The organism is Acinetobacter sp. GW821-FHT01C12, assembly GCF_059422625.1.
This window is the reverse complement of sequence record NZ_JBWKXD010000003.1, coordinates 338,938-365,069: the sequence shown is the minus strand read 5'-3', so window position 1 is coordinate 365,069 and position 26,132 is coordinate 338,938. Positions and strand designations below refer to the sequence as shown.

Annotated in this window: 20 protein-coding genes; 11 read left to right on the top strand and 9 right to left on the bottom strand. The window is 38.6% G+C overall.

All coding sequences use genetic code 11. The features are described from left to right. The first annotated feature begins 124 nt into the window (after positions 1 to 124). From minC to AC07WY_RS10885, 4 genes are all read left to right on the top strand, one after another. On the top strand, positions 125 to 844 hold the full coding sequence (minC, locus tag AC07WY_RS10900; RefSeq protein WP_494736356.1) for a septum site-determining protein MinC: 720 nt from the start codon (positions 125 to 127) through the stop codon (positions 842 to 844). 66 nt (positions 845 to 910) lie between these two features. Beyond that, positions 911 to 1,723 (top strand): septum site-determining protein MinD, encoded by an 813-nt coding sequence (gene minD / locus AC07WY_RS10895; protein ID WP_004722761.1) that lies wholly within the window; start codon positions 911 to 913, stop codon positions 1,721 to 1,723. Between the two features lie 2 nt (positions 1,724 to 1,725). Beyond that, positions 1,726 to 1,998, top strand: a complete 273-nt coding sequence (gene minE / locus AC07WY_RS10890; RefSeq protein ID WP_004722763.1) for a cell division topological specificity factor MinE — start codon at positions 1,726 to 1,728, stop codon at positions 1,996 to 1,998. A gap of 222 nt (positions 1,999 to 2,220) precedes the next feature. Beyond that, positions 2,221 to 2,508, top strand: a complete 288-nt coding sequence (locus AC07WY_RS10885; RefSeq protein WP_494736355.1) for a PA4642 family protein — start codon at positions 2,221 to 2,223, stop codon at positions 2,506 to 2,508. Positions 2,509 to 2,865: 357 nt separating this feature from the next. Here AC07WY_RS10885 and AC07WY_RS10880 read toward each other — a convergent pair whose 3' ends face one another. Next, a complete protein-coding gene (locus AC07WY_RS10880) occupies positions 2,866 to 4,470 on the bottom strand; it encodes an isocitrate lyase (RefSeq protein ID WP_004722767.1) in 1,605 nt (534 codons plus the stop codon). A 625-nt stretch (positions 4,471 to 5,095) separates the two neighbouring features. Here AC07WY_RS10880 and AC07WY_RS10875 point away from each other — a divergent pair. The 3 genes from AC07WY_RS10875 (at position 5,096) to AC07WY_RS10865 (ending at position 9,278) form a co-directional block, all read left to right on the top strand. Continuing rightward, positions 5,096 to 6,085 carry a LysR family transcriptional regulator gene (locus AC07WY_RS10875; RefSeq protein WP_004722769.1) on the top strand — a complete coding sequence of 330 codons (990 nt, stop codon included), beginning with the start codon at positions 5,096 to 5,098 and terminating at the stop codon, positions 6,083 to 6,085. A 128-nt stretch (positions 6,086 to 6,213) separates the two neighbouring features. Next, a complete protein-coding gene (paeA, locus tag AC07WY_RS10870; protein WP_034610998.1) occupies positions 6,214 to 7,542 on the top strand; it encodes a polyamine export protein PaeA in 1,329 nt (442 codons plus the stop codon). A 395-nt stretch (positions 7,543 to 7,937) separates the two neighbouring features. Beyond that, positions 7,938 to 9,278, top strand: a complete 1,341-nt coding sequence (locus AC07WY_RS10865) for a CitMHS family transporter (RefSeq protein WP_004722773.1) — start codon at positions 7,938 to 7,940, stop codon at positions 9,276 to 9,278. Positions 9,279 to 9,378: 100 nt separating this feature from the next. On the opposite strand, the gene AC07WY_RS10860 is transcribed toward AC07WY_RS10865, so the two are convergent. Then, positions 9,379 to 9,879, bottom strand: coding sequence for a hypothetical protein (locus tag AC07WY_RS10860; RefSeq protein WP_004819381.1), 501 nt, complete (start codon positions 9,877 to 9,879; stop codon positions 9,379 to 9,381). A gap of 127 nt (positions 9,880 to 10,006) precedes the next feature. Between AC07WY_RS10860 and AC07WY_RS10855 the strand changes: the two genes are divergently transcribed. Next, positions 10,007 to 10,282 (top strand): hypothetical protein, encoded by a 276-nt coding sequence (locus AC07WY_RS10855; protein ID WP_494736354.1) that lies wholly within the window; start codon positions 10,007 to 10,009, stop codon positions 10,280 to 10,282. Between the two features lie 107 nt (positions 10,283 to 10,389). Further along, positions 10,390 to 11,400 carry a zinc-binding alcohol dehydrogenase family protein gene (locus tag AC07WY_RS10850; protein ID WP_096733339.1) on the top strand — a complete coding sequence of 337 codons (1,011 nt, stop codon included), beginning with the start codon at positions 10,390 to 10,392 and terminating at the stop codon, positions 11,398 to 11,400. A 107-nt stretch (positions 11,401 to 11,507) separates the two neighbouring features. On the opposite strand, the gene AC07WY_RS10845 is transcribed toward AC07WY_RS10850, so the two are convergent. Then, a complete protein-coding gene (locus AC07WY_RS10845) occupies positions 11,508 to 12,500 on the bottom strand; it encodes an NAD(P)H-quinone oxidoreductase (RefSeq protein ID WP_262085187.1) in 993 nt (330 codons plus the stop codon). Between the two features lie 432 nt (positions 12,501 to 12,932). On the opposite strand from AC07WY_RS10845, the gene AC07WY_RS10840 reads away from it, so the two are divergent. Next, positions 12,933 to 13,481, top strand: coding sequence for a DUF2239 family protein (locus tag AC07WY_RS10840; protein WP_419334906.1), 549 nt, complete (start codon positions 12,933 to 12,935; stop codon positions 13,479 to 13,481). 93 nt (positions 13,482 to 13,574) lie between these two features. On the opposite strand, the gene AC07WY_RS10835 is transcribed toward AC07WY_RS10840, so the two are convergent. The 3 genes from AC07WY_RS10835 to cysD all read right to left on the bottom strand — a co-directional run bounded on the left by AC07WY_RS10835 (position 13,575) and on the right by cysD (position 16,781). Then, on the bottom strand, positions 13,575 to 13,757 hold the full coding sequence (locus AC07WY_RS10835; RefSeq protein ID WP_419334907.1) for a hypothetical protein: 183 nt from the start codon (positions 13,755 to 13,757) through the stop codon (positions 13,575 to 13,577). 371 nt (positions 13,758 to 14,128) lie between these two features. Further along, complete coding sequence (gene cysN / locus AC07WY_RS10830; protein ID WP_419334909.1) at positions 14,129 to 15,742, bottom strand: sulfate adenylyltransferase subunit CysN; 1,614 nt, start codon at positions 15,740 to 15,742, stop codon at positions 14,129 to 14,131. A gap of 130 nt (positions 15,743 to 15,872) precedes the next feature. Continuing rightward, on the bottom strand, positions 15,873 to 16,781 hold the full coding sequence (cysD, locus tag AC07WY_RS10825; protein WP_171066897.1) for a sulfate adenylyltransferase subunit CysD: 909 nt from the start codon (positions 16,779 to 16,781) through the stop codon (positions 15,873 to 15,875). A 147-nt stretch (positions 16,782 to 16,928) separates the two neighbouring features. On the opposite strand from cysD, the gene AC07WY_RS10820 reads away from it, so the two are divergent. Continuing rightward, a complete protein-coding gene (locus AC07WY_RS10820) occupies positions 16,929 to 17,375 on the top strand; it encodes a GNAT family N-acetyltransferase (RefSeq protein WP_419334911.1) in 447 nt (148 codons plus the stop codon). A 180-nt stretch (positions 17,376 to 17,555) separates the two neighbouring features. Here AC07WY_RS10820 and AC07WY_RS10815 read toward each other — a convergent pair whose 3' ends face one another. The 3 genes from AC07WY_RS10815 to AC07WY_RS10805 form a co-directional block, all read right to left on the bottom strand. Beyond that, positions 17,556 to 19,013, bottom strand: a complete 1,458-nt coding sequence (locus tag AC07WY_RS10815) for a capsule assembly Wzi family protein (protein WP_419335162.1) — start codon at positions 19,011 to 19,013, stop codon at positions 17,556 to 17,558. 200 nt (positions 19,014 to 19,213) lie between these two features. Then, on the bottom strand, positions 19,214 to 20,836 hold the full coding sequence (locus tag AC07WY_RS10810) for an inorganic phosphate transporter (RefSeq protein ID WP_262085179.1): 1,623 nt from the start codon (positions 20,834 to 20,836) through the stop codon (positions 19,214 to 19,216). A 661-nt stretch (positions 20,837 to 21,497) separates the two neighbouring features. Next, complete coding sequence (locus AC07WY_RS10805; protein WP_494736353.1) at positions 21,498 to 25,895, bottom strand: YadA-like family protein; 4,398 nt, start codon at positions 25,893 to 25,895, stop codon at positions 21,498 to 21,500. Positions 25,896 to 26,132: the final 237 nt, after the last annotated feature.

Genomic DNA, 26,132 nt, shown 5'->3' with positions numbered 1-26,132 from the left:
ATTCATTGAAAATATTTGTATCTTTGCTAGAGAAATCATTCAATATGTTCTAGCATTTGCCCTATTTCACAATTTTTGACGCTTAGATAGAAAATTTAGGTCACACGCCTTTTAAGGAATAATTATGGCTGATATACGGATTACAGGCAGAATGGTTAATTTTACCCGATTAACCTTCGATACTAATGATCATGATGCCATCCGCCAGCAATTAACTTCAATGATGAGTGAAACCTCTTATCAAGGGGCTTTGGTCATTATTGATACTACAGTTGAACAAGAGCTTATTGCCCTGATTCAACTTATTATCAGTCTAGATTTACAGCCTATGGCTGTGATTGATGGTTTATTGGGTGATCAAGCACGTGCAATTCAATTTCCAGTCTTGCCTGCCGATCGTCCATTGCAACGGATTAAACCGACGAAAGAGCAAGTGGTTGAAACACCAGTAAAAGCTCCAACTGTGGCGACCCCAAATGCAAGCGTTGATACACCTAAAACATTGAGTCATATAACCTCATACCATGATGAAATTTTAAGAACTGGTCAATGCCTAGTTCAAGATCATGGGGACATCATACTGAATGCTGGTATTAACAGTGGTTCGGAAGTGATTGCTTCAGGAAATATACATATCTATGGCAGTGTTCGTGGTAGAGTCATTGCAGGTGCAGGTGGTAACACCATTGCAAGAATTTTTTGTCATTCACTAGAAGCCGAATTGGTTTCTATTGCAGGAACATATTGTGTAGCAGATGACATTCCTCAAGATGTCATTAAAAAGGCTGTACATATTTACTTGAATGACCAGCAAGAGCTAGTGTTTGAAGCTTTGCAATTTTAAGGTATAAATTAACACCATATAAAACTCGTTTAATCGGGTAAAATGACCATAACAGGAGTGGATTCGGTGGCCAAAATTGTTGTCGTTACATCAGGCAAAGGTGGCGTAGGTAAAACTACGACGAGTGCATCTTTTGCAACAGGATTAGCCCTACGTGGTCATAAAACTGTTGTGATTGATTTCGATGTGGGTTTGCGTAATTTAGATTTGATCATGGGCTGTGAACGCCGCGTTGTGTATGATTTTGTTAATGTCATTAATAACGAAGCACGCTTACAACAAGCATTGATTCGTGATAAAGATATTGAAAATCTTTATATTTTACCTGCATCACAAACCCGTGATAAAGATGCGTTGAGCGATGATGGTGTTGCTCGTGTAATCGATGAGCTTTCGCAAGAGTTCGATTATATTATTTGTGACTCACCTGCGGGGATCGAGCGTGGCGCGATTTTAGCCATGTATCATGCAGATGAAGCAATTATTGTAACAAACCCAGAAATCTCTTCTGTTCGAGATTCAGACCGTATTATTGGTATGCTCGACAGCAAGACGAAAAAAGTAGAAAACAACGAAGGGCGTGTTCGTAAGCATTTATGTATTACGCGTTTTAACCCTGAACGTGCCGATAAACAAGAAATGTTGACCATTGATGATATCTCAAAAGATATCTTACGTGTACCAACTTTAGGCGTCATTCCAGAGTGCCCTAGCGTACTTCAGGCATCGAATGAAGGTAAACCCGTCATTCTTTACCAAGAAGCATCTGCTGGGCAAGCATATGATGATTTAGTTGCGCGTTTCTTGGGTGAGGAACGTCCTTATCGACATATTACAGTGAAACCTAAGGGTTGGTTAGCACGGTTATTTGGAGCGTAGAAATGGCAGGATTTTGGAGTAAACTTTTTAGCAATGATGACAAACCATCTAGCGCCCAAACTGCTAAAGATCGCTTAAAAGTTATTGTTGCTTCTGAAAACGGTTTGGGCAAACGTTTAAGCCAAGACAAGATTGACCAAATGAAGAAAGAAATCATGCAAGTGGTTAATCGTTATGTCCGTGGTGTGGATGAACAGCATATTCAAATGCAAGTTCGTTCTGAAGCCAACATTGAAATGTTGGAAATGAATATCAATTTACCTGAAGAACGATAATTTCATTATTGATTAGTCAAGTGAATTGATTCAGGGCAAAATATAGGGCAGAGTCAAAAAGCATTGCTTTTACTCATGCAATATATTTTGCCCTTTTTATTTTAGATTTTTTTCAGCTAAATATTGTATTTATCCTTATTAAACAAAAGATCAGTAAGGTTTATATAATGCTGCAAATCAATCATTTGATTTAGAATTATTTTATTTTGAGGAGATGCTGTTATGGCACTTTCACAGCCAGCAACGTTCAATGAAGAATGGTCAGACGAGCGTGTATTTGCCTATTTAGATCAACTTCCTCCTGAAGGTACCAATACAGATTTTCATGCACTTTATCATGCATTTAAACATATGCGCCCATTTGACTATGAGCGTTTGTTGACCAAGTTTGTTGCTGATGGTCGAGACATCAATGCAACCAATCCTGAAGGTCAACGTATTCATGATGTGATCGCAGAATATCCGCGTCAAAAAGAAGGTTTCTTAGACGTATTAGCAAAGTTTGCTTAACGACTAAAATACGCGAATAACACAATACAACTCAATATTGTTAATCAATAAATGCCTGATGAATTTCATTGGGCATTTTTATTTTATACAGCCCTCTTTTTCTCAATGTATATCACAAAGCGCTCTAACGTATCGTCATCACTATTGAATACAATAATTTAAATACTTATACACATCAACATGAATAAACTTTGCTAAAATCCGCTATTTGATTCAGTCTTTAACGATGTTTTAACATCATCGACCTCTATTTAATTCAAACAACAATATGCTGTGTAAACTAAATCCTACAGTTAACTTAATCAGCTGCCATAAAAAAACCCAGCTTACGCTGGGTTCTTCGAATCAAGTCAGTGCTTAGTGAGCAGCGAATTGGTTCATTGTGTTTTTAGCATCGTCATGCGCTTTAAGTGCATTGTCACCAGAGAAGATTTCTTTGTGATCATCACCGATGTCAGAACCCGCCATTGCTTGGTGTTTAACACAAGCGATACCACCACGGATTTCTTTACGTTGTACGCCAGCAACATAAGCCAACATACCTTCAGTACCGAAGTAACCTTGTGCAAGCTCATGAGTAGAAAGCGCAGCAGTATGGTAAGTCGGAAGTGTAATCAAGTGATGGAATACACCAGCTTCACGAGAAGCATCTGCTTGGAATGTACGGATTTTCGAGTCAGCATCAGCAGCCAATTCAGAAGCATCGTACTCAGCGCTCATTAATTTAGCACGGTCATAAGCAGAAACGTCTTTACCTTCAGCAACCCAACGATCGTAAGCTTGTTGACGGAAGTTTAAAGTCCAGTTAAATGATGGGCTGTTGTTATAAACAAGCTTCGCATTTGGAACTGTTTCACGTACACGGTTAACCATGTGTGCAATTTCTTCAACGTTTGGAGTCGCAGTTTCGATCCAAAGAAGATCTGCACCGTTTTGTAAGCTAGACACACAGTCAAGTACAACACGGTCAATTTGAGTACCTTCACGGAACTGATATAAGCCAGAAGCTAAACGCTTAGGACGGTGTAATTTACCATCACGTTTAATCAAGATTTCATCTTCTTGAGCATCAGCAATGTCAATTTCAGTTGTGTCTAAGTAGCTGATATATTGAGAAGCAATATCACCTGGCTCTTTAACCACTGGGATTTTTTGAGTCAAGTCAGCGCCTTCAGAGTCAGTACGCGCAACGATGATACCGTCATCAAGACCCATTTCTAAGAATGCATAACGTAATGCATGGATTTTAGAGATAAAGTCTTCATGTGGAACTGTTACTTTACCAGCTTGGTGACCACATTGTTTAGCATCAGATACTTGGTTTTCGATTTGTAGTGCACAAGCACCAGCTTCGATCATCTTACGTGCAAGTAAATAAGTCGCTTCTTCGTTACCGAAACCAGCATCGATGTCCGCAATAATTGGCACAACGTGAGTTTGGAAACCGTCGATTTGAGCAGTGATTTCAGCAGCTTTAGCAGTATCACCAGCTTCGTTTGCTTTTTTAAGTGCACGGAATAAATCGTTAAGTTCTTTCGCATCAGCTTGACGTAAGAATGTATAGATTTCAGCGATTAAAGCAGGTACAGAAGTTTTTTCGTGCATAGATTGGTCAGGAAGTGGACCGAATTCTGAACGAAGTGCAGCAACCATCCAACCAGAAAGGTAGATATAACGTTTGCTTGTAGTACCGAAATATTTTTTGTTCGCAATCATTTTTTGTTGTGCAATGAAACCATGCCAGCAACCTAAAGATTGAGTGTATTTGCTAGAGTCAGCATCATATTCAGCCATATCACGACGCATGATCGCAGCTGTATATTTAGCGATATCTAAACCAGTTTTGAATTGGTTTTGCATTTGCATACGCGCAGCATCTTCTGGGCTAATATCGCGCCATGTGCTTCCGAATTTTGCTTTTAATTCACGGATTGCATCAATCGCTGTTTGGTATGTAGTCATGATATGTTCCTGTAATAATATTAGGATTTCATCAATCGAAGAGCTAAATCCACTCGGTATTTGTTTGTACAGATTTAGAACACTTCGTTGTTATGGTCTTAGCTTAGATTGACTCCTCAAATTAATCCAATATTCTGAGTTAATTTTCAGTATTTATTTAAAAAATATGTAGATCAAAGTCGTATTATAATTATATAAAAAATCTATAACTCTTTAATTTATAAAACCTTATATAAAACCCAATCATCTATTTTTTGCTTAAATAGCAGACAATTTACTGATTTTATCGCTATTAGACTTAAGTCTGAGCTTGTAACAAAAAAACCAGAACTGGATTTTTTTGATATAAAAATACCCTGAATGATCAATAATCACACAAAGTATAATCGCCGAATTCATCCATTGAGAAACAATGCTGTTGCTCAAAAATCTGCTGGTCTTGAGGTATAATGAGGAGATTAGGATTTATTCAAGCATGCATCTCAATTTAAAACCAAGACAATAAATCTTGATCCTTCTATAACAATAAATCGCCTGCTGTTTTTTTATCTACTTTTTACACAAAAGCATTTCCTTATGGCATAATCCCCTGTGATTTCTAAATTTTATTTTCGGTATTTTTTTTATGAATCTGGAGCGGGTCGATCTCAACCTCTTAATTTACCTTGACGTTCTTTTACGTGAAAAAAATGTGACTCGTGCTGCTGAACAGCTTGGTGTTACCCAACCCGCAATGAGTAATATTTTACGTCGTCTTCGTAATTTATTTAATGACCCTCTTTTAATTCGTTCTTCTGAAGGTATGACACCAACAGAACGTGCTTTAGAATTACAACCCCGCATCCGTGACGCACTGTCTGATTTATCAATGATTTTGGAACCTCGTACTGAGTTCCGACCTTATACTTCAAACCGTGTATTCCGTATTATGACCTCTGATTATGCCGAAGCGACACTTGTTCCTCGTCTAGTCAAAGCATTGCGCTCAGAAGCACCGAATGTTGTACTCGACTTTTTAACACCAAGTGACGTGTCATATCGTGACATGGAACAAGGTAAAGTTGATTTAGCCATTAACCGTTTTAATGAAATCCCACAAAGCTTTCACCAAGTTTTAGTATGGCGTGACAGTTTCTCTTGCCTACTCAACAACAAACATCCTGCTTCGAGTAATTTAAATCTTAAAAGTTATTTAGATGCGCAACATATCTGGGTATCAAAAACAGGTATGGGGGTCGGTTTTGGTGTGAATCCTGAGAAACAAGCAGGATTGGGTTGGATTGATCAAGCTTTAGAGCGAATTGGTCAAAAGCGTAAAATTTCAGTCTTTACTCGTCATTATCAAATGCCAGCATTGTTGGCTTCAAATGTCGATTTGATTGCAACATTACCAACCCGTATCGCCCGTTTACAAGCCAAAAGCCAAAATTTACTCATTAAAGATCCGCCTTTTTATATTCCAGAATTTGAATTAAAAATGGCATGGTGCCCGTTACTTCATCATCATCCTGCACATCGTTGGTTACGCCAATTGATTCTTTATGTTGCACGTCAAATGATTGAAGAAGAAAATCGTGAATTTATGCAAAATAATTCGCATTTTTCTCAATATTAATAGGAATTTTCTTAAATTCTTATCATTTCAAGCTTATACTAATTCCAGATCGGTAGTGTGTTACTCACTACCACCCCCTTTTATGTGTTAAAAATATCTCATAATAATGATGATCCATAGGTGGATTCGTGAGCCTGTTCCAGAATATCCTAATCATCGCTGTCCTCATCGCAGGAGCTGGTTTTTTATCTTTAACTGAAATCGCCCTTGCAGGTGCGCGTAAAGTTAAACTCAAAATTCTTGCCGAATCTGGCGATGAGAGAGCACAAAAAGTCCTAGACTTACAGCAAAACTCTGCCGATTTCTTTGCCGCATCCCAAATCGGTTTAAATGCTGTTGCTATTCTTGGCGGTATTTTAGGTGAAGGTGCCTTTCGCCCTTATTTTCTTGAATTTGTCTCGCGTTTCTATGTTGGAAATTGGACAGAAACCATTAGCTTTGTCCTCTCATTTACTTTAGTCACTTCACTATTTATTCTTTTTGCCGATTTAATGCCAAAACGTATGGCAATGATTGCACCGGAAAAAATTGCGGTTTCAGTCATTAATCCCATCCAGATCTTCATCGTGGTCTGTAAACCCTTAGCGTGGTTTATCAATGCGGTGGCTAATTTGTTGTTCCGCTTGTTTAAAGTCAATACAACACGTGAAGACAACATTACCTTTGATGATATTTCAGCGGTGATGGATGCAGGTGCTCAGGCAGGTGTTTTACAAAAGCAAGAACATCATTTTATTGAAAATGTATTTGAACTTGAAGAACGTAATGTTCCATCTAGTATGACCCCACGTGAAAACGTGGTGTTTTTTACTTTAAAAGAACCAGAAGAAAGTATCCGCCAAAAGCTAGCTGAATACCCTTATTCAAAGTTCCTGGTTTGTAACGAAACCATTGACCAAGTGATTGGCTATGTAGATGCTAAAGATATTTTAGTACGTATTCTGAATAACCAGAAAATTAATCAATTACATGAATCAACCATTCGTACAGTATTAACCATTCCTGACTCATTGACCCTTTCTGAACTTCTTGACCGCTTCCGCTCAAGCAAAGAAAAATTTGCGGTAGTATTTAATGAATACGCGCTTGTGGTTGGTGTTATTACCCTGTCAGATATCATGATCACTGTGATGGGCGACTGGGTTACACCAATGGATGAAGAGCTACAAATCATTAAACGGGATAACAACTCATGGTTGATCGATGGGAGTACTCCAATTGAAGACATGAAGCATGCCTTAGCCATTGATGAAATGCCAGATGAAGAAAACTATGAAACACTGGCAGGTTTTATGATGTATCAGTTAAGAAAAATTCCTAAACCAGCTGACACGGTGATTTTTGGTGGTTATAAATTTGAAGTGGTCGATGTAGATCATTTTAAAATTGACCAGCTACTGGTCACTCGATTACTTGAAAAAGCAGAACCATCAAGCTCAGAAGATTCTTCACAGTAAGTTTCTTTAGCGTATTTAAAGCTTAGCAATCACCTTGCTAAGCTTTTTTTATGCAAAGTAGTGCTTCAATATTAAAACTTCCAGAGCATCTTTGATTAGCTTATGGGCTTTTGATTTATAAATTTTAAAAATATGAAAATTAACATGAACTCAATTATTAAAAAGAAAAAATATAATAAACATATAAATCAACAATATATAATTTATAACCATTTTGGTGCAAAAATAATATTCATTTTTAAATATCTGTTTTGAATACTCTATTTATTTAAAAAATAGTACTGAATTCAGTATTTCTACAAGGATATTTTAATTTAATCAAATAACTATTAGCATGCTTCTGCTTAAAAAACTAAAAGACTTCTGTTAAAAAAGTCTCATTCAAGGATCGAACTATGCTAACCGTACTAGGTTTGGGCATGATTTTGTGCTTTATGTACTTAATCATGTCTAGACGAATGACTGCGCTTGCAGCACTCACACTTATTCCAATTTTATTTGCATTAATCGCTTACGGTCTTAGCTTCTATTTCGACAGCCTTGGGCATTTAGAAATCAAACAGCTCGGTGAAATGATGCTTGATGGTGTGAAAAAACTTGCACCAACAGGCGTAATGCTACTTTTTGCAATTCTCTATTTTGCCATCATGATTGACACGGGATTGTTTGATCCTTCTGTAAAGTTCATCTTAAAGCTGGTCAAAGGTGATCCCCTTAAAGTCGTTATTGGTACTATTACCCTGACACTCATCGTCTCTCTTGATGGTGATGGTTCAACCACCTACATGATTTGTGTGGCAGCAATGCTTCCGCTCTATAAAAAATTAGGTATGAGCCCGCTGATTATGGCGTGTTTAATGATGCTGGCAAGCGGAATCATGAACCTTACCCCTTGGGGTGGACCAACGGCACGTGCTGCAAGTGCGCTGCATGTAGAGGCGAGTGAAATCTTTGTGCCTATGGTTTTACCAATGCTGGCTGCAATTCTTTGGCTCTATTTTGTCGGTTTTATGTATGGTCGCATGGAACGTAAACGCTTAGGTATTATTGAACTTGATGTTAGTCATGGTGATGACATTCAAATTTCAAGTAATCCAGAAGCGAATCGTGCACACTTAAGATGGTTCAATGGCTTATTAACCGTCGTACTGATGATCTGTTTGGTGAAAGGTGTGTTGCCTTTACCGATCTTATTTATGATCGCACTTTGTATTGCATTGGTAGTGAACTATAAAGACGTCGATATGCAAAAATCTTTGGTTGCTCATCATGCAGGTAGTGCCCTAAACGTTGTGGGTATTATTTTTGCTGCAGGGATTTTTACTGGGATTCTTTCAGGGACAGGCATGGTTGATGCGATGTCGAAAGAATTGGTGGCGATTATCCCACAAAGTATGGGGCCTTTCTTAGCACCAATTACTGCTGTGATTAGTATGCCTTTGACCTTCTTTATGTCGAATGATGCTTTCTATTATGGGGTGTTACCGATCCTTTCAGAAGCAGCAAGTCATTATGGTATTACACCTGTAGAAATGGCACGTGCTTCAATTGTCGGCCAACCTGTGCACTTACTGTCACCATTGGTTCCTTCTACCTATTTATTATGTGGATTGGCTGGTATCGAATTTGGACAGCATCAGAAGTTCACCATTAAATGGGCAATTCTGACCTGCTTGGTAATGCTGGTTGCAGCCATGCTGCTCGGTGTATTCCCACTCTATTCAACACTCCACTAATAGACAAAAGCCGATATTTATATCGGCTTTTTTTCATTTTAAATAGATTATTTTCATCATCATCTATTTAAAATAATGATTTATTTACAATCAAATCCAATTAAGGATGAATCAAGACATCGAGCAACGCTTGATAATGAATTGAAATGTCATCTTCTAAAATTTTATAGGCGCTATCGAACTGTACCATTGGCCAGCCTTCTTTCCAGAAAGGGAAAATATTATGTAGGTCACGCGTCACGGTGGCATCTTCACGAATAATCGCTTGAGCAACTTGCGATAGCACTTGAGCAGTTTCTGCACCATCAATGGCTAAATAATCGATACCTTTTGCTTTTAAAATACGAACACGATCTTTCTTATAACGAATTTTCTTGGCTTGTGCTTCATTTAAATTTAAAGCCAAAGTCACTGCTTCAACAAGTTTGTCTTCAAAGCTTTGATGTAAAGCAACCAATGCCTGTTTATGTGCTTCTTGACGCCCTGCTTTTCCACCATCACGAATGATTTTTTGTGCTTCAACATTCAGTTCATCCGATTTCATCGACTGAAGAATGTCTAAAATTTCAATATCACTTAATGAAGCAGAAGAATCTGTCATGGGAGTCCTAAAACAAAAATAAATAGAAACTCTATTTTCGCACAATTTTAAAATTAAGTCAGAGATAATGTTAATCTGCTGCGATGTATCTCAAACTGATCAAATAACAATAAAGGATGATAGTTTAATGTCTGTTTTAGCCTTACTGGCCTGTACCAGTTTTTATTCCGCCTTGTATCTTATCTATTTTTATTTTGCTCAACAACCACAACCTCTTTTCCTTATATTGGCAGTGATTTTACTCATATTTGCTTACCGAATTACTCCAGCGTCTTATCAAAAGGGACGACAACCATTTAACCGCACCTTGAATCATGAAAATTGGCTGACTTTGCCGCTTTACACATGCTGGCAATTGTTTATCTTACCTATACGCTTGTTGCTGTCCAAATTTCTTGATTAAGACCATTCGATAAAATCTTATCAATAAGCATAAACTGACAATTTTTTGCTTTCTTAATTGGGATTTTTTTGCTATTGATTTGATATGCCAATAAAAAGTGAAACCTTATGAAAGCTGTTGCTTATAAAAAACCATTCGCAATTTCAGAAGCCAATGTTTTTTCCGAAATCGAAATCGAACAGCCAGTTGCAACAGGTCATGACTTACTAATTGAGGTCAAAGCCATTTCAATCAATCCAGTCGATATCAAAATGCGACAGCGCACTTCGCCAGACAATGATACTTGGAAAATTTTGGGTCATGATGCGGTTGGGATCGTGAAAGCAATCGGAGAAAAAGTTCAAAATTTTAAAGTGGGTGATGAAGTTTTTTATGCGGGTTCAAACCAAAGACAAGGTTCTTATGCTGAATTCCAATTGGTCGATGAACGTATCGTTGGACTAAAACCTAAATCATTGAGTGATGCAGAAGCCGCAGCCTTACCTTTAACGTCACTCACCGCATATGAAATGTTATTTGACCGTTTAAAAATCCAAGACACAAAAGTTGAAAAACCTGTGATTTTAGTCATTGGTGCTGCAGGTGGTGTAGGGTCTATTACGGTTCAATTGTTAAAAGTACTAACTGAATTTACTGTTATTGCCACAGCTTCCCGCCCTGAATCTAAAGCATGGCTGACTGAAATTGGTGCAGATTATATTGTGGATCATAGCCAACCTTTAGAACAGCAAATCCTAGACTTGAATATTGGGCTACCTCATTATATTTTTTCAATTAATGGTACAGGGCGATATACACAAGCCATTGCCAACTTGATTGCACCCCAAGGTCATTTTGGTTTAATTGATGATCCTGAAAACTTTATCATTAACCCGTTTAAAGTTAAGTCTGTTTCTGTTCATTGGGAATCGATGTTTACCCGCTCTACATTCCAAACCAAAGATCTCAGCCGACAAGGTGATATTTTAAATAAAGTTTCAAAATTAGTAGATGATCAAAGAATCAAAACCACTTTGGGACAAAACCTAGGCCAAATCAACGTTGAGCATATAACCCAAGCCCATACGCTGATTGAGTCAGGTAAAAGCATCGGTAAGATCGTATTAGCAGGCTTTTAATCGCTGGTTTTTTAATGGCGATTTCAATCTGTATGAGTTAGATTGAAATCGCCTTACACATTTATAAACAAAGGCAAAAGATTAAAGTTTTGTATAACAATGTGAGCTTAAATCACTTCCACCACAACTTTACCAACATGCTCACCAGTATCCATACATGCATGCGCAGCTTGGATCTGATCAAACTTAAATGTTTTATAAATCATGGGTAAACATTCACCTTTTGCCCACAGTGGAACGACTTGTTCCATCAAACCTTTGGCAATTTCAGCTTTTTCAGCAGTTGTACGCGCACGCATGGTTGAACCAGTAATAGTAAGACGTTTCATCATAATCTGCCCTAATTTTACTTCTTTGGCCTTTGCGCCACCCAAAAATGCGATATAAACCAAACGCCCATCTCTACGGAGTAGGTTTAGATTTTGATCTAGATAAGGCGCCCCAACCATGTCAAGAATAATATCAACTCCCTCATTTTGAGTCTTTTCATGAATGACCTGTTCAAAGTCTTGAGTCTTATAATTAATCGCGTCGGTCAAATGGCGAATGGCTTGAATCTTCTCATCAGAACCTACAGTTGCAAAGCTTTTCAAACCTAATGATTGCGCTAACATTAACGCGGTTGTACCAATACCACTTGAGCCACCATGTACCAATAATGTTTCACCTGCTTTGGCATGCGCCATTTGAAAAACATTGGCCCATACGGTAAAGAAGGTTTCAGGTATTGCTGCAGCTTGGACAAAACTTACAGCTTCTGGAATATTAATGGTTTGAGATTCTGGCACGACACAATATTCTGCATAACCACCGCCGTTGGTCAGTCCACAAACCTTATCCCCCACTGTGAATAAAGTGACTTTTTCTCCTACTGCAATCACTTCTCCAGCAACTTCCAAACCGGGAACAGGTGTCACCCCTTTTGGCATAGGATATAAGCCTTGACGCTGTAAAATATCGGGCCGATTAATCCCAAATGCATGGACTTTAACCAAAACTTCATCTGCTTTGGGTTGAGGAATTTCTACCGTTTCATAAGCCAGTTTTTCTATACCACCGGGTTCTGTAATAATGACCTGTTGCATGTTATTTGTAGACATACTTTCTTTCCTATTCCATTCATTACTTTTCATGTTTTCTGTATTTGAACATAAACCAGTGCATGTGCAAATATTTCGCCACCAATGTCTACAAAATAGAGTGAGTATCCTTACAAAAATATAGTTTTCAATTGTTTATACAAATTGCACCAAACGGATAAAGACGTAAGAACAAATATCAAAAAACCAACTATTTGTTAATTACACATAACCATGCACTCGCTTATGGTTTAAAAATAGATTATCGCCTTTAACTCATTATATTTTTTGCAAGTAAGCATTTAATTTTTAAAGATTTACATGCTTTTTTATTGCTATTTTTAAGCATCAAAGACCCTTTTGATCATTTTTTGTTTGCTAATCTAATTTTACCCTGATAATATTCAAACACAAATTAGTTTTACCCAGATAAAAATATTCAAAGGTTTTAAAATGAATACTGAAAACACCTACACTGCCTTTGTTGGCAATGAGCGTTTAATCACTGATTCTTTGTTAAACGTGGCATTAACCATTAAGACTCAACAAAACACCTCCACACCTGTGTTGATTTTTAATGATCAAACGGGTCAAGCTATTGATGTTAATATCATAGGCTCTACAGCCGATATTCAACAACGTTATGCTGAACCTGAAGCGGTTAAAAAAGTTGGACGTCCTAAATTAGGGGTAATTTCTCGTGAAATCACTTTGCAGCAAAAGCATTGGGATTGGTTAGATCAACAAAGTTCTAGTGCATCTGCCGTGATTCGAAAATTGATTGACCAAGAGTTAAATAACCCCGATTCAGCAAGTAATAAAATGTTGGCAAAACAGGCAACTGATCGTTTTATGTCAGCAATGTCAGGCAATATGCCAAATTATGAGGAAGCCACTCGTGCTTTATATCAAGGTAATCAAGCGCTGTTTTTAGAATTGATTCATGGCTATCCAAACGATTTACGGGCGTATTTGACTTTAAAAACGCAACATGCTTTTTAACTATAATATTCGCAACTATATAAAAATTAAATGCGCTAAACCCTTGGGATTAGCGCATTTTTTATAATCATCGGCACACGATTGATCATTAAATTATTTTTGTTGCTCGGACTCATCACACGCTTGTTTTAAACGCTGCATTGCCATCGGATCCATAGGTGCCGTCATCATTGCATGATAGTTCCGGCATTCTTTGGTCGGCTCCTGTATTTTCGGTTGGTTTGAGGCACAGGCTGTCAATATGCTTGCAATACCAATCAGGAAAAATGTTTTCATTACATGACCTACTATTAAATCTTAACTTGAATTAAAACTAAATTTTATTGCTTGTACTGTTGCAAGTCTGTTTTGATCGCATTCCATCAATGTGAATTCTTATTTTTTTAAAGCTTGCACAGCCGTACCGTTCTTTGAAGTTCTAAATAGATTTAGCTGAGGAATGCAAAAAGTACTCATCTACTCTTGCTAAGGATAAAAATTTTAAAATTCCTTTATTTATAGCAAGATATATACTCTAAGTATTAAACAATGCAAAATTAAAAATGCTTTAACCTATATAATGTTGATTAGTATTATCTTGTATATATTAAATTTTTTGCATCAAAAAACCCACCTTATGGTGGGCTTCTCTCAACCAATCCAATCTGTTAAAGACGAACCAATTCCACAATTTTTTCAGCCAATTCTTCAACTGCTTCTTGAGCAAATGCTACATCAGCACCCTGTTCAACATCCGTCACCACCACAACACCAGTTTGACGAAGTAATGCAACTTGGTCGCTTGATAAACCTACTTTTGCAATCGCAACAACACCTTGTTGAATCAACAAGCTTTCAAGAGATTGTGCATGTTTAAGTGCTTGAGCAGAGACAGCAACCACAGCAGGTTTTTGACCTAAACGTGCAGCACGAGCTTCAGCAGTGACAGGTTCATTGTGTGCAGTCCATTCAACCGCAGCTTCAACCATACCCGCACCAACAGTCACATTACTTAAACGGTCAATAAAGATAAAAGAACCCGTATAACGACTATCATGATAACGGTCAAATACCACGGGTGCATCAAACTCAATCGTTACATCTGCAATCGCATTTAAATCAAGCTGTTCAACTTGCATTTTTTCCAATGTGTTGACATTGGTACGATAATTAATCTTCGCAACCTTAGCCGGAATGGTTTGTGTACCAAACTTCACATTATAAAGTTTGCCCAACACTAATGGCTGATCAGTCATCCATACGACTGTCGCACGAGCAGAACGTGAAATGAGCGGTTGCTCACCTGCTTTGACCAAGACATTACCACGCGAAATATCAATTTCATCATTCAAGGTCAAAGTCACTGCTTGACCAGCAATTGCATGTGCTAAATTGCCATCAAAAGTGACTATTTCTTTCACTGTTGATTTCTTGCCCGAAGGTAAAGCCACAATTTCATCGCCAACTTTCACCTCACCTAAAGCAATCGTACCGCAGAAACCACGGAAATCGAGGTTAGGACGGTTTACATATTGCACAGGAAAACGGAATTCATGTTTGCTTACATCATGTGTAATTTCAACAGTTTCCAATGTTTCCATCAAGGTTTTACCCTGATACCACGGCGTATTTGCGGATTTATTTACAACGTTATCGCCATTCAATGCAGAAATTGGCGAGAAGATGATATTGGCAGGTTTACGCTCACCCAATTGATTGACAAAATTATTGTACTCAACTTGAATTTCATTGAAACGCGCTTCAGAGAATTCAACCAAGTCCATTTTGTTAATCGCAACTACGATATTCCGAATACCCAATAGACTCGCAATAAAGGTATGACGACGAGTTTGTGTTTGTACACCATAACGAGCATCAATCAAAATGATTGCAAGATCTGCGGTAGATGCACCTGTGGCCATGTTACGAGTATATTGCTCATGCCCTGGTGTATCAGCAATGATAAACTTACGCTTTTCAGTAGAAAAATAACGATAAGCTACATCAATGGTAATACCTTGCTCACGTTCAGCCTGTAAACCATCGACAAGCAAGGCCAAGTCAGGTGCATCACCTGTTGTACCCACTTTTTTAGAATCACGGGTTACTGCTTGTAATTGATCTTCATAAATCAATTTTGAATCATAAAGTAAACGACCAATTAACGTTGATTTACCATCATCCACATTACCGCAAGTCAAAAATCTTAACAGGTCTTTATTTTCGTGCTGTTTTAAATATGCCAAGATATCTTGGCTAATTAATTCTGATTGATGAGACATTGCTCAAAGCTCCACAATATTTTGAAATCGGTTGCTATATCTTTAAATCCTCCTAAGTCCTCCGTTTTCTTGCTGGAGTTCCCCCCTCTTTTATAAAGAGGGGTTAGGGGGAGATTCATATAAAAAATACTTAGAAATAGCCTTCTTGCTTTTTCTTTTCCATCGAACCTGCTTCATCATGGTCAATCATACGACCTTGACGTTCAGAGCTGGTGGCTAAAAGCATTTCTTGGATAATTTCAGGTAATGTTGTTGCCGTTGATTCAACTGCACCTGTCAACGGGTAACAGCCCAAAGTACGGAAACGTACCGATTTCATTTGTGGAACTTCACCTTCTTTTAAACGCATACGTTCATCATCCACCATGATCAACGTACCACTACGTTCAACAACTGGACGTTCAGCTGCTAAATACAAAGGTACCAAAGGAATACTTTCTTGGTAGATATATTGCCAAATGTCTAACTCAGTCCAGTTTGACAATGGGAATACACGGATACTCTCGCCTTTATTGACTTTACCGTTATAAAGATTCCAAAGCTCTGGGCGTTGGTTTTTAGGATCCCAACGATGTTTAGCATCACGGAAAGAATAAACACGTTCTTTTGCACGTGACTTTTCTTCATCACGGCGTGCACCACCAAATGCAGCATCAAACTGATATTTATCCAATGCCTGTTTTAAGCCTTGGGTTTTCATAATATCAGTATATTTTGAGCTACCATAATCAAATGGGTTTACGCCTGCATCTTTACCTTCTTTGTTTTGATGCACAATCAGATCAAAACCGTGTTCTTTTGCCATGTTGTCACGGAATTTAATCATGTCCTTAAACTTCCAACCTGTGTCGACATGCAACAGTGGGAAAGGAAGTTTAGCAGGATAAAATGCTTTTAAAGCAAGATGCAGCATGACAGCTGAGTCTTTCCCGATTGAGTAAAGCATCACTGGATTTTCAAACTCAGCAGCAACTTCACGGATGATATGAATACTCTCAGCTTCAAGCTGTTTTAGATGAGTAAGTCTTTCCTCAGATATAGGCATTGACAGCACCAGCTCACAAAAACGTGTACTTATTACACATATTAAAATTTATATTCATTATAGTGATTTACACCTCAACCCTTTTGCTTGTTTTTTTATATTCATATATAAAAACATCATAAGCAACAACAAGAGATTGGCATGACCACACAAATTATTGCACTAGAACAGATTGATTTTGAGCAATGGCTTCCACTTTGGCGCGGCTATTTAACATTTTATAAATCACAACTCCGTGATGAACAAATAAGATTATCTTGGAAGCGAATCACAAATCCTGAACAAACTGATATGTTTGGTTTTGCCATCAAAGTAAATGGTCAGGTAGTTGGCTTTGTACATTTGATTGCACATATGAGCATGTGGACAGATTTACCCTACTGTTATCTACAAGATTTATTTGTGGATGAAGCTTTTAGGAATCGAGGTTTAGCTCGGCAATTAATTGAGCATTGTTATCAGGTCTGCGCAACAAAGTTTGACCGTGTTTATTGGCTCACTCAAGAATCCAATATTAGCGCCCAACACCTTTATGATCGTATTGCGAATAAAACAGGATTTATCCAATATAAAAAGGCATTAACATAACTTATTAGATGTAATTCATTTAAAAAATTGAAGATCTGCATATCAAATAATTCAACCAACAATCAAAAACTAAAAATCGCTTCTTTTGTAAAAATTTTAAAGAAGCGATTTTAGCTTAGTCCCAGCTCATCAAACTGTATATGCCTAAAATTAGATATGTACAGTCTGACAACTCAGGGCTTAATGGCCGAATAATGCTTTATCTAAAGGAATTTCGATTCCTACAGAAGCACCTGCATCATTGCCATGTACATCAGAATCACTGACCCAACCATTAATTTTTAATGGTATGGTCGGTTTAATATAATGTGTCCAAGTTAAATCTAATGCTTTAATTTTGTCTTTTTCTGGAAAAGCTAAGTTGATTTGCTTATCACCAAAGGAAGCAGCAGATTGGTTAACTTTGGCATAGATTGCACGACCAGATAAACGATTCATCACATCAAAACGAATATCACCACCGACAGAAATCATTTCACCATCACCACCCATTGCATGCCCCAATGGGAAACCTTGTTGGTAATAACCATCTTTATAAATATAATGATTATAAGAAATCGCCTGAACATCACCATTTGTTGTTGTATCTGCCCACTCAGCATAAAGCTGAACTGGCATGTTTTTAAAACGTGTCGAATAATCCATACCTGCCAAATACATTTTTTTCGAAGGTAATAGCCCTGCTTCATCTTCCCCAACATACTGGCCATATAAACTAACAGGTACATTCAATAACGTTTGTAAATTTAAACGAGCATCAAAACCTGCAACCTGATTAGATTTGTCATCATCACCATTTTCAAAGTTATCATTCCCTTTTATCGCATTCCATAGTGAATCCCAACTTTGTGAACGCCCTTCTCCGCCCCATTGTAAAGTACGTGAAGCACCCAGTTCTAAATATGGCAATGGTTGTGCTGTTAAACGAAATCCTAGCAGCTTAGCATCTGGAACAGCTTTATAATCATCTAGCTGTCCAGCAAATGCTTGATATTGCCAAGGACCAATCCAAGACAACCATTTAGATTCAAAAGCCTTTTGTTCAGCACGCTGTGCTGTAAAACCATAAACTGGACGGCTGGCATCACCACGAATCAAACTACCATCATGTCCTGGCCCCCAATATGTTGGGATTTGACCCGCAATAACCCATTGATTCCACAACTTCCCTGCAATATATGAACCTTCCACATTGACATCTTGACCATTGTCAATGTGCGGATCTTTTTCACCATTCACACGAAGCTTTGCATCCCAGTTTTCACCGCCTGCATTAAATTCTAATGAACCCACATACTGTGCTTTAGCACTGTCCCCAAAAGCTTGAGGAATATTTTTTTGATCAGTTTCGGCAAACAAACCTAATTTTGCGGTTTGATTATCTGCTTTTAGTGCATTTTGAATTGAATCAATAACTTTTTGTTGAGTATTGTTTAAAACTTTTGCTTGAGATAAGGCACGTTGAATTTCATCCCCACTCATTGGCCAAGTCGATGTACTGATTTGAATCACACCTTGTTGATTTAACCAGTTCAAATCTGTGCGAAGATCTTCATTATTTAATACAATTCCCTGTGCAAATACAGGTAAGGACATTCCAAGTAATACAGCAGCACAAAGTGATTTTCTTAAATACATGCTCATTTTTCTCAAGTTTGATTTACAACCACACCTTAATTTTTTTATAAGTTTTTTTCAATGGTGAAATTGTGTTATTCATAATTTAAAATTTCATTATCCAAATAAAAAAAGTGCACCAGAGTGCACTCATTTTCTTTTTAATTCAAGCAACAACGATCATTCAAATTTTAAAACAATCGCCAACTCTAGCTTTTAAATTAAAATACTTTTAAAAATAACCAGAATAAACCGCCTGATAAACAAATCGTTGCAGGTAAGGTAAAAATCCATGCAGAAAGAATCGTTTTGACTGTTGCAAAATTCAATCCAGTTTTGTTGGCAACCATGGTTCCCGCAACCGCACTGTTCAGTACATGTGTGGTTGAAACAGGTAAACCAAAACCATCTGCAGCAGCAATTGTAGACATTGCTACAAGTTCAGCAGACATCCCTTGACCATAGGTCATATGATGTTTACCAATACGCTCACCCACAGTAACCACAATACGTTTCCATCCCACCATTGTTCCTAAACCTAGTGCCAATGCCACAGCAACTTTTACCCAGTTTGGAATATATTGAAGGAAAGAATCTAAGTTTTTGCGATACTCTTTTACCACTTTGCCTTGAGCTTCATCCATTTTTGGAAGTTGATCCGCTTTATCCAAGCGTTTAAAAGCTGTGGTGCTTAAGTACATATCATTACGTAATGAAGATACTTCAGCTTCGGGGATATCTTTGAGATCACCGAATTTACCAACACGCTCGCCCAAATGATCAGTCAAACTGGCCAATGCAGGAACAACTTCGGGATTCATTTCTTTGGTTTGGATAAATTTAGTAATGGTTACACGCGCTTGTTCATCTGGAATATCGGCATGCTGTGCATAAATTGCCGTCGCAGTTTGACCAGACAATTGTGAGAATGACTGTAAATGCTGTTGGTCTAATCCTCTATTCAACGAATAAGCCAAAGGCACAATACCAATCAAAATCAGCATGATTAAACCCATACCTTTTTGACCGTCATTTGAACCATGTGCAAAGCTTACACCGGTACAAGTGAAAATCAAAATCGCACGAATCAAAGGTGGTGGTGGCTTATTACCTTCAGGGGGTTGGAACAACTCAAGTTGTTTTTTAAATATTTTTTTAACAATCAAAAATACAATTGCTGCAAATGCAAAACCAATCAAAGGAGAAAACAGTAATGCTTTACCCACTTTAAGCACTTGATCCATGTCTACTCCACTTGCACCCGTTGAAGCGTGCAAAATGTAGTTCATGATGCCTACACCCAAAATGGAGCCAATCAAGGTATGAGAGCTCGATGCCGGAATACCTAAGAACCAAGTCCCTAAATTCCACAAAATCGCCGCAATCAGCATGGCAAAAACCATAGCAAAACCAGCGCCACTGCCTACATTCATGATCAATTCAACAGGAAGTAAGGCAATAATTCCATACGCAACTGCACCACTGGCAACCATTACCCCAAGGAAGTTACAAAAGCCTGCCCACATCACTGCTACAGGTGCAGGCAATGCATTGGTATAGATCACAGTTGCTACAGCATTGGCTGTATCATGAAAACCATTTACAAACTCAAAACCCAAAGCGATAAATAACGCTGTCGCTAAAAGAATCACTGAATAAAGGCTTAACGGTGGAACATGTGCTAAATCTGCACTAACTTGCACCCCAATATAAATCAAGGTAGCAATAATGATCGTCAGAAACACCGGCATAAAAAATTTCGGTGTAGGTACATGGACATTCGTCGATTTAGTAGCTTGAGACGATTGTGCAGAATCTGAGACGGGAGGTAAATTCGAATTCATGCAGAAAGTTAGCGAATATTAGAATGCGCTTATTGTTCAATTAAATTGTGACAATTATATGACAAATAGAGGTCATATGAAGTGAAATTTATAATTATTTCACTTCAGTATTTCGCTACATAAGCGACAAAATTAATATCTTTATTATTTATAATTAGTATCTTACACCAATAAAATCAATACATTTTTTACATAATATTATATTTCAGGCTGAAATAATATTTGTAATATTTCAGACCAATTTAAGCTATTCATCATTTGGCATTGCTATTTTTCATGAAATTTATGACAAATTGATGAAAAAACAAACATGCTTTTAAGTTTATTTTTAAATGTTTTCCCATAACCCCAATTTATCAAATCTATGCAAGTTTAGCGCCAACAATATGCCTTTCGCCAAAGTACCCAACATCAGTAATAAATCGCTGTGAATTGTATGTGTTAGACAAATAATGTGCAAAAAATAAAGAGATTATCCAAGCAATTTTTCATACATTTTTTTAAAGACTTGCTTTAAAAAGCCAATCCACCATTTAGTTTTCAATCAATACATAAAATGATTACAAAAAAACTCAGTGTTCTGTAAACACTGAGTTTTTGACTTAAGCTCATCTCGAAAGCTGATCCTGAATGTAAATTGAATACTTATGTTTAATTAAAATTATTTCCACTGATAGCCCATAGACACTGCACCACCAATATTGCTACGGCTGTCAGCAGAAGCACCCATTTTCCAGACGATCTTATTGCTGTCAGTAATGGCACTCACCCCGATTGCTACAGCAGTTTCACCTCGGTAACCCGAGACACCCGCACTAACCATACTCATACCCGCTTCAGTGGGTTGTGGTAAGTTACCTACCGCCATCGCACCTGCGATACCCGCATAAGTATCGTTACGCAAGTCATCCATATTTTTATTGGTGTCATAGAAAGCTTGTTCCAGATTACTTACCCGAGTATCTATAGCGCCCAAGGCATCCCCTACATTATGGAAGGTTCCCCCTGCAACGTTATAGGTAGGTGCACCAATCGAACCATCTTTGTTCAGTGTTGAGCCGCCACCTAAATGTTGCGCCACACTGCTATTGGTTTGGTGTAATTGTGAACCGTTAATGGCATCCGTAGAGGTTGAGGTAATTTCACCATTTGCTAAACCACTGACTTTATTGGTTGTCCCATCAATCGTGACTTTACCCACATTGACCTTATTCGCTGTAACTTGCTTTGCTGTGACTTGATTCGCAGTAACAGAATTTAACTGAATATCCTCTGCTAAAGCCACTTGATAGTTATTTGAACCATCTGCATTGGTACTACTGTTTACAACAGTGTTCTTACCTGCAGACACGCTGGTTTTAGCACCGGCAACCTGTCCATGTATTGAAGCAATTGCATCATGCACATTGTCTTTACCTGTATTTCCAATATTACTGGTTTTGATCGTTCCATCTGGATTAACTTTTGCATTTCCGCCCAATGCATTTGCAACGCTTTCAGCGGTATCATGTAATTGACTACCATTAATGGCTTGATCAGAATCAGCACTCACCTTACCGTCAGCCAAACCACTGATGGTATTGTTTTGTGAATCAGCTTTAATATTACCCACCGTGACCGAATCAAAACTGACATCATCTTTGGTTGCAACTTGATAATCGGTTGAGCCATCTGCCTTAGTGGTTTTCGTTACTTCAGTATTTTTACCTGCACTTACAGTTTCTGTAGAACCCTTAGCTTCATTGGCTTTAGATATTGCAGCCTTTAATTGTGCAACATTGACCGCGTCTGTATCTGCAGTACCCGCTGCTACCCCAGTAATTTGACGAGTGATTCCCCTTGAGACATCCCCCACGGAAAATGCTGCTGCACTACTTCGCCATGTACTCCCAGTATTGCTAGAACCAAAACCTGTCAATGGATCAAAGCCAGCGATACCCGCTGCAGTATTAGCAACTGAGCCTTTACCAAGTGCAACACTACCTTCCAACTCGGCATGCGTATCCGTTCCAAGCGCAACCGCATCTTTACTCTTGGCAGAGGAATTAAGGCCAAGCGCAGTAGCACCATCACCAGTTGCACTCGCACCCACACCTACTGCTACAGCATTTTTACCTATTGCCCCATCATTATTATAATTCCCGCCTTGGGTACCACCATCATTGATACTGACATAATGAGTCGTATCCCCTGCACCAGCATAAAGTTTTTCAATTGCTTGGTTTGTCGCATACAATTGTGAACCGTTAATGGCATCTGTACTACTTGCACTAATTTCACCTGCAGCTACATTGATGATTTGACGTTCACCACCGACTTTACCCACACTGACAACACCATTGGCTGTTGATCCTACACCTGCAAATGCATAATCATCGCCATTAATAGTGACTTTATCTACAACACTCGCTGCACGATCTGTGGATGCGTTACCTAAGACCACACTGTTGGCTTGAGTTGTTGTGACATTGTTACCTAGGACTTGAGTATTATCTTGAGCAACTGTATTTTTATTGCCTAATACAGTCGTATTCTTAGCATTATTCAGTGTATTTTCGTTCCCGAGAACACTATTTTTATCACCACCAGTCACCGTATTACGAAAACCCGCAGTCAAAGACTTCGTGCTATCAGTGATTTTATTAAATGCGCCAACAGCTGAACTATATTCACTTGCACTTGAAATCTCGTTGGCGACGCCCATACCTAGCGCACGAGTACCTTGGATTGTATTATTGGCACCTAAAACTGTAGCTCGCTCTCCCTCGGCTATATTCCAAACACCAAATGCAGAAGACCATTGACCTTTTGTTTTATTCTCCGCACCGACCGCAATAGAACGATACCCCTCTGCATTGTTATAACTGCCGACTGCAACACCGGAGAAATCTTTTACAGTATTGTTAGCACCTAAAGCTATAGCCTCATTACCTGTAACATTGTTATTGTGACCAATTGCCGTACTAGAACTTGCGCTATTACTTAGGGAATTATTATTCCCAATCGCAATACTATTTGCAGCATCACTAGTGACATTGCCAATGGCAATTGCGTTCTCACCAACCGCCTTAGCACCTACACCCACAGCTAAAGCATTTTTTCCAGTTGCACCATCATTATTGTAGTTATTACCTTGAGTACCGCCATCATTAACACTGAAATAATGAGTAGAAGCCGCAGCCTGAGCTGCTTTAAGTTGTGATAGGTTTACTGCATCAGTATCTTGGCTTGCCGCTGCAACATTGGTAATACGGCGTTCTTTTCCAACCGTCCCCACTGACACTTCACCACCCGCCGCATTGGCTGCAACAATCGTAGTACCTCGTGGTACATAAGCAACTTCACTGTTTACATCACGGATCGCCTCACTATTTGCACCCAAAGCAACACTGTTACTAACAGCAGCCTTAGCCCCACTGCCCAAACTAGTGGCATCATCTACATTGTTTAGACCTTGACCCGCTGCTCGCCCCAAAGCGACATTCCGACTACCCGTAACGTTATTACCCGCAGTATCACCAAGAGCAAGATTACTGTTACCTTGGACATTACGCCCCGCATTAATACCCAAAGCACTGTTATAATTACTATCGTTTGTCTTGGTACCCACACTAGAACCAGCTCCTGCACCTACTGCTGTATTTTGGTGACCAAATATATCTTGGCCTGCCACCCGACCTTGAGCAGTGTTTTGGTTACCTATAACTCTTTGTCCTGCTGAATCACCTACTGCACTATTGGAATCACCGTTGACTTCACTACCCGCTGTAAAGCCTAAAGCAGTGTTAAGATTTCCCACACCGTTGTTACCTGCTCCATAAGCTAATGCAGCATTGTAGTTGCCTGAAATATTGCTGCCTGAACTTACACCAATAGCCACATTTCTATCGCCAGTAACACTGCGCCCAGACATCTGACCATAAGCTGAGTTACTACTTCCCCTAACCATACTGCCAGAGTCCAGTCCAGTCGCAGTATTTGAGTTACCAATTACATCAACACCTGATGTTCTACCCAAAGCGGTATTATGGCTTCCCTCTACATTACCTCCAGCCGACGCACCCGCAGCAAGATTAGTTTCACCTGTAACTTTTACGCCCGCACTTGCGCCCAATCCGATGTTGCCATTCCCTGTGACATCACGACCAGCATAGTCACCTAAAGCTGTATTTCTTTGTCCTTTGGTGTTATCCCCACTATTCGAACCAACGCTCGTATTCCAACGACCATCATTGTTAGTGCCAGCATTCAGACCAATCAATACATTGGCATCTCCATCTGAAATATTTCCACTTCCCGCATTGAGGCCGATTACCACGGCACGACCACCCATTGCTTGCGCACCAGAACCGATAGCAATATCATTTTCACCAACCGCCTTAGCACCTACACCCACAGCTAAAGCATTTTTTCCAGTTGCACCATCATTATTGTAGTTATTACCTTGAGTACCGCCATCATTAACACTGAAATAATGGGTTTGACTATCAACAATGGCTTTGTGAGTTGCATATAACTGCGAACCGTTCACTGCATCTGTACTGCTGGCGCTAATTTCACCAGCAGCAACATTGATGATTTGACGCTCACCACCAACTTTACCCACACTCACTACACCATTTGCTGCAGAACCAGCACCTGCAACTGTGTAGTCTTCACCATTAATGGCGACTTGATTTACTGTCGTTGCTACACGATCTGTAGATTCATTTCCTAAAACCACACTGTTGGCTTGATTACTTGTGACATTGTTCCCCAAAACTAAAGTATTACTTTGTGTCGCTGTATTTTTATTCCCCAATACAGTCGTATTTTGGGTATTGGGGAGCGTATTATTATTTCCCAAAACATTGTTATTCTGTAGATCCGTCACATTATTACTGAACCCCACGACTATCGCCCCTGCCATACTCGACATAGTCAATGCTGAAACTGCCAATAACGCACCTGCAACAGTTGTTTTAACAGAAGATCGTTTACCCCGTGTCTTAGATACCTCAGAAATCGCACACCAAGTGCCTAAAGATTCATTCCAAACGATTTTATAGACCTTATTCATGTTCTTATCTCACATTTATAATAAATTATGTGATTAAATTAACACTTAAACTTAAGGTTTCAACATTTTTTTACGCTTGTGCAAAAAAATCATGTATGCCCCTAAATGCATGATTTTTTAGAATGAATTATTTGAATTTTTTTAAATTTTCTAAATCAAAAATCTGTCATCAGGAAGTGTGTCAAGATTGGTACCTTGAAAGTCTACATTCTGATAACATATCGGCTATTTTTAAAA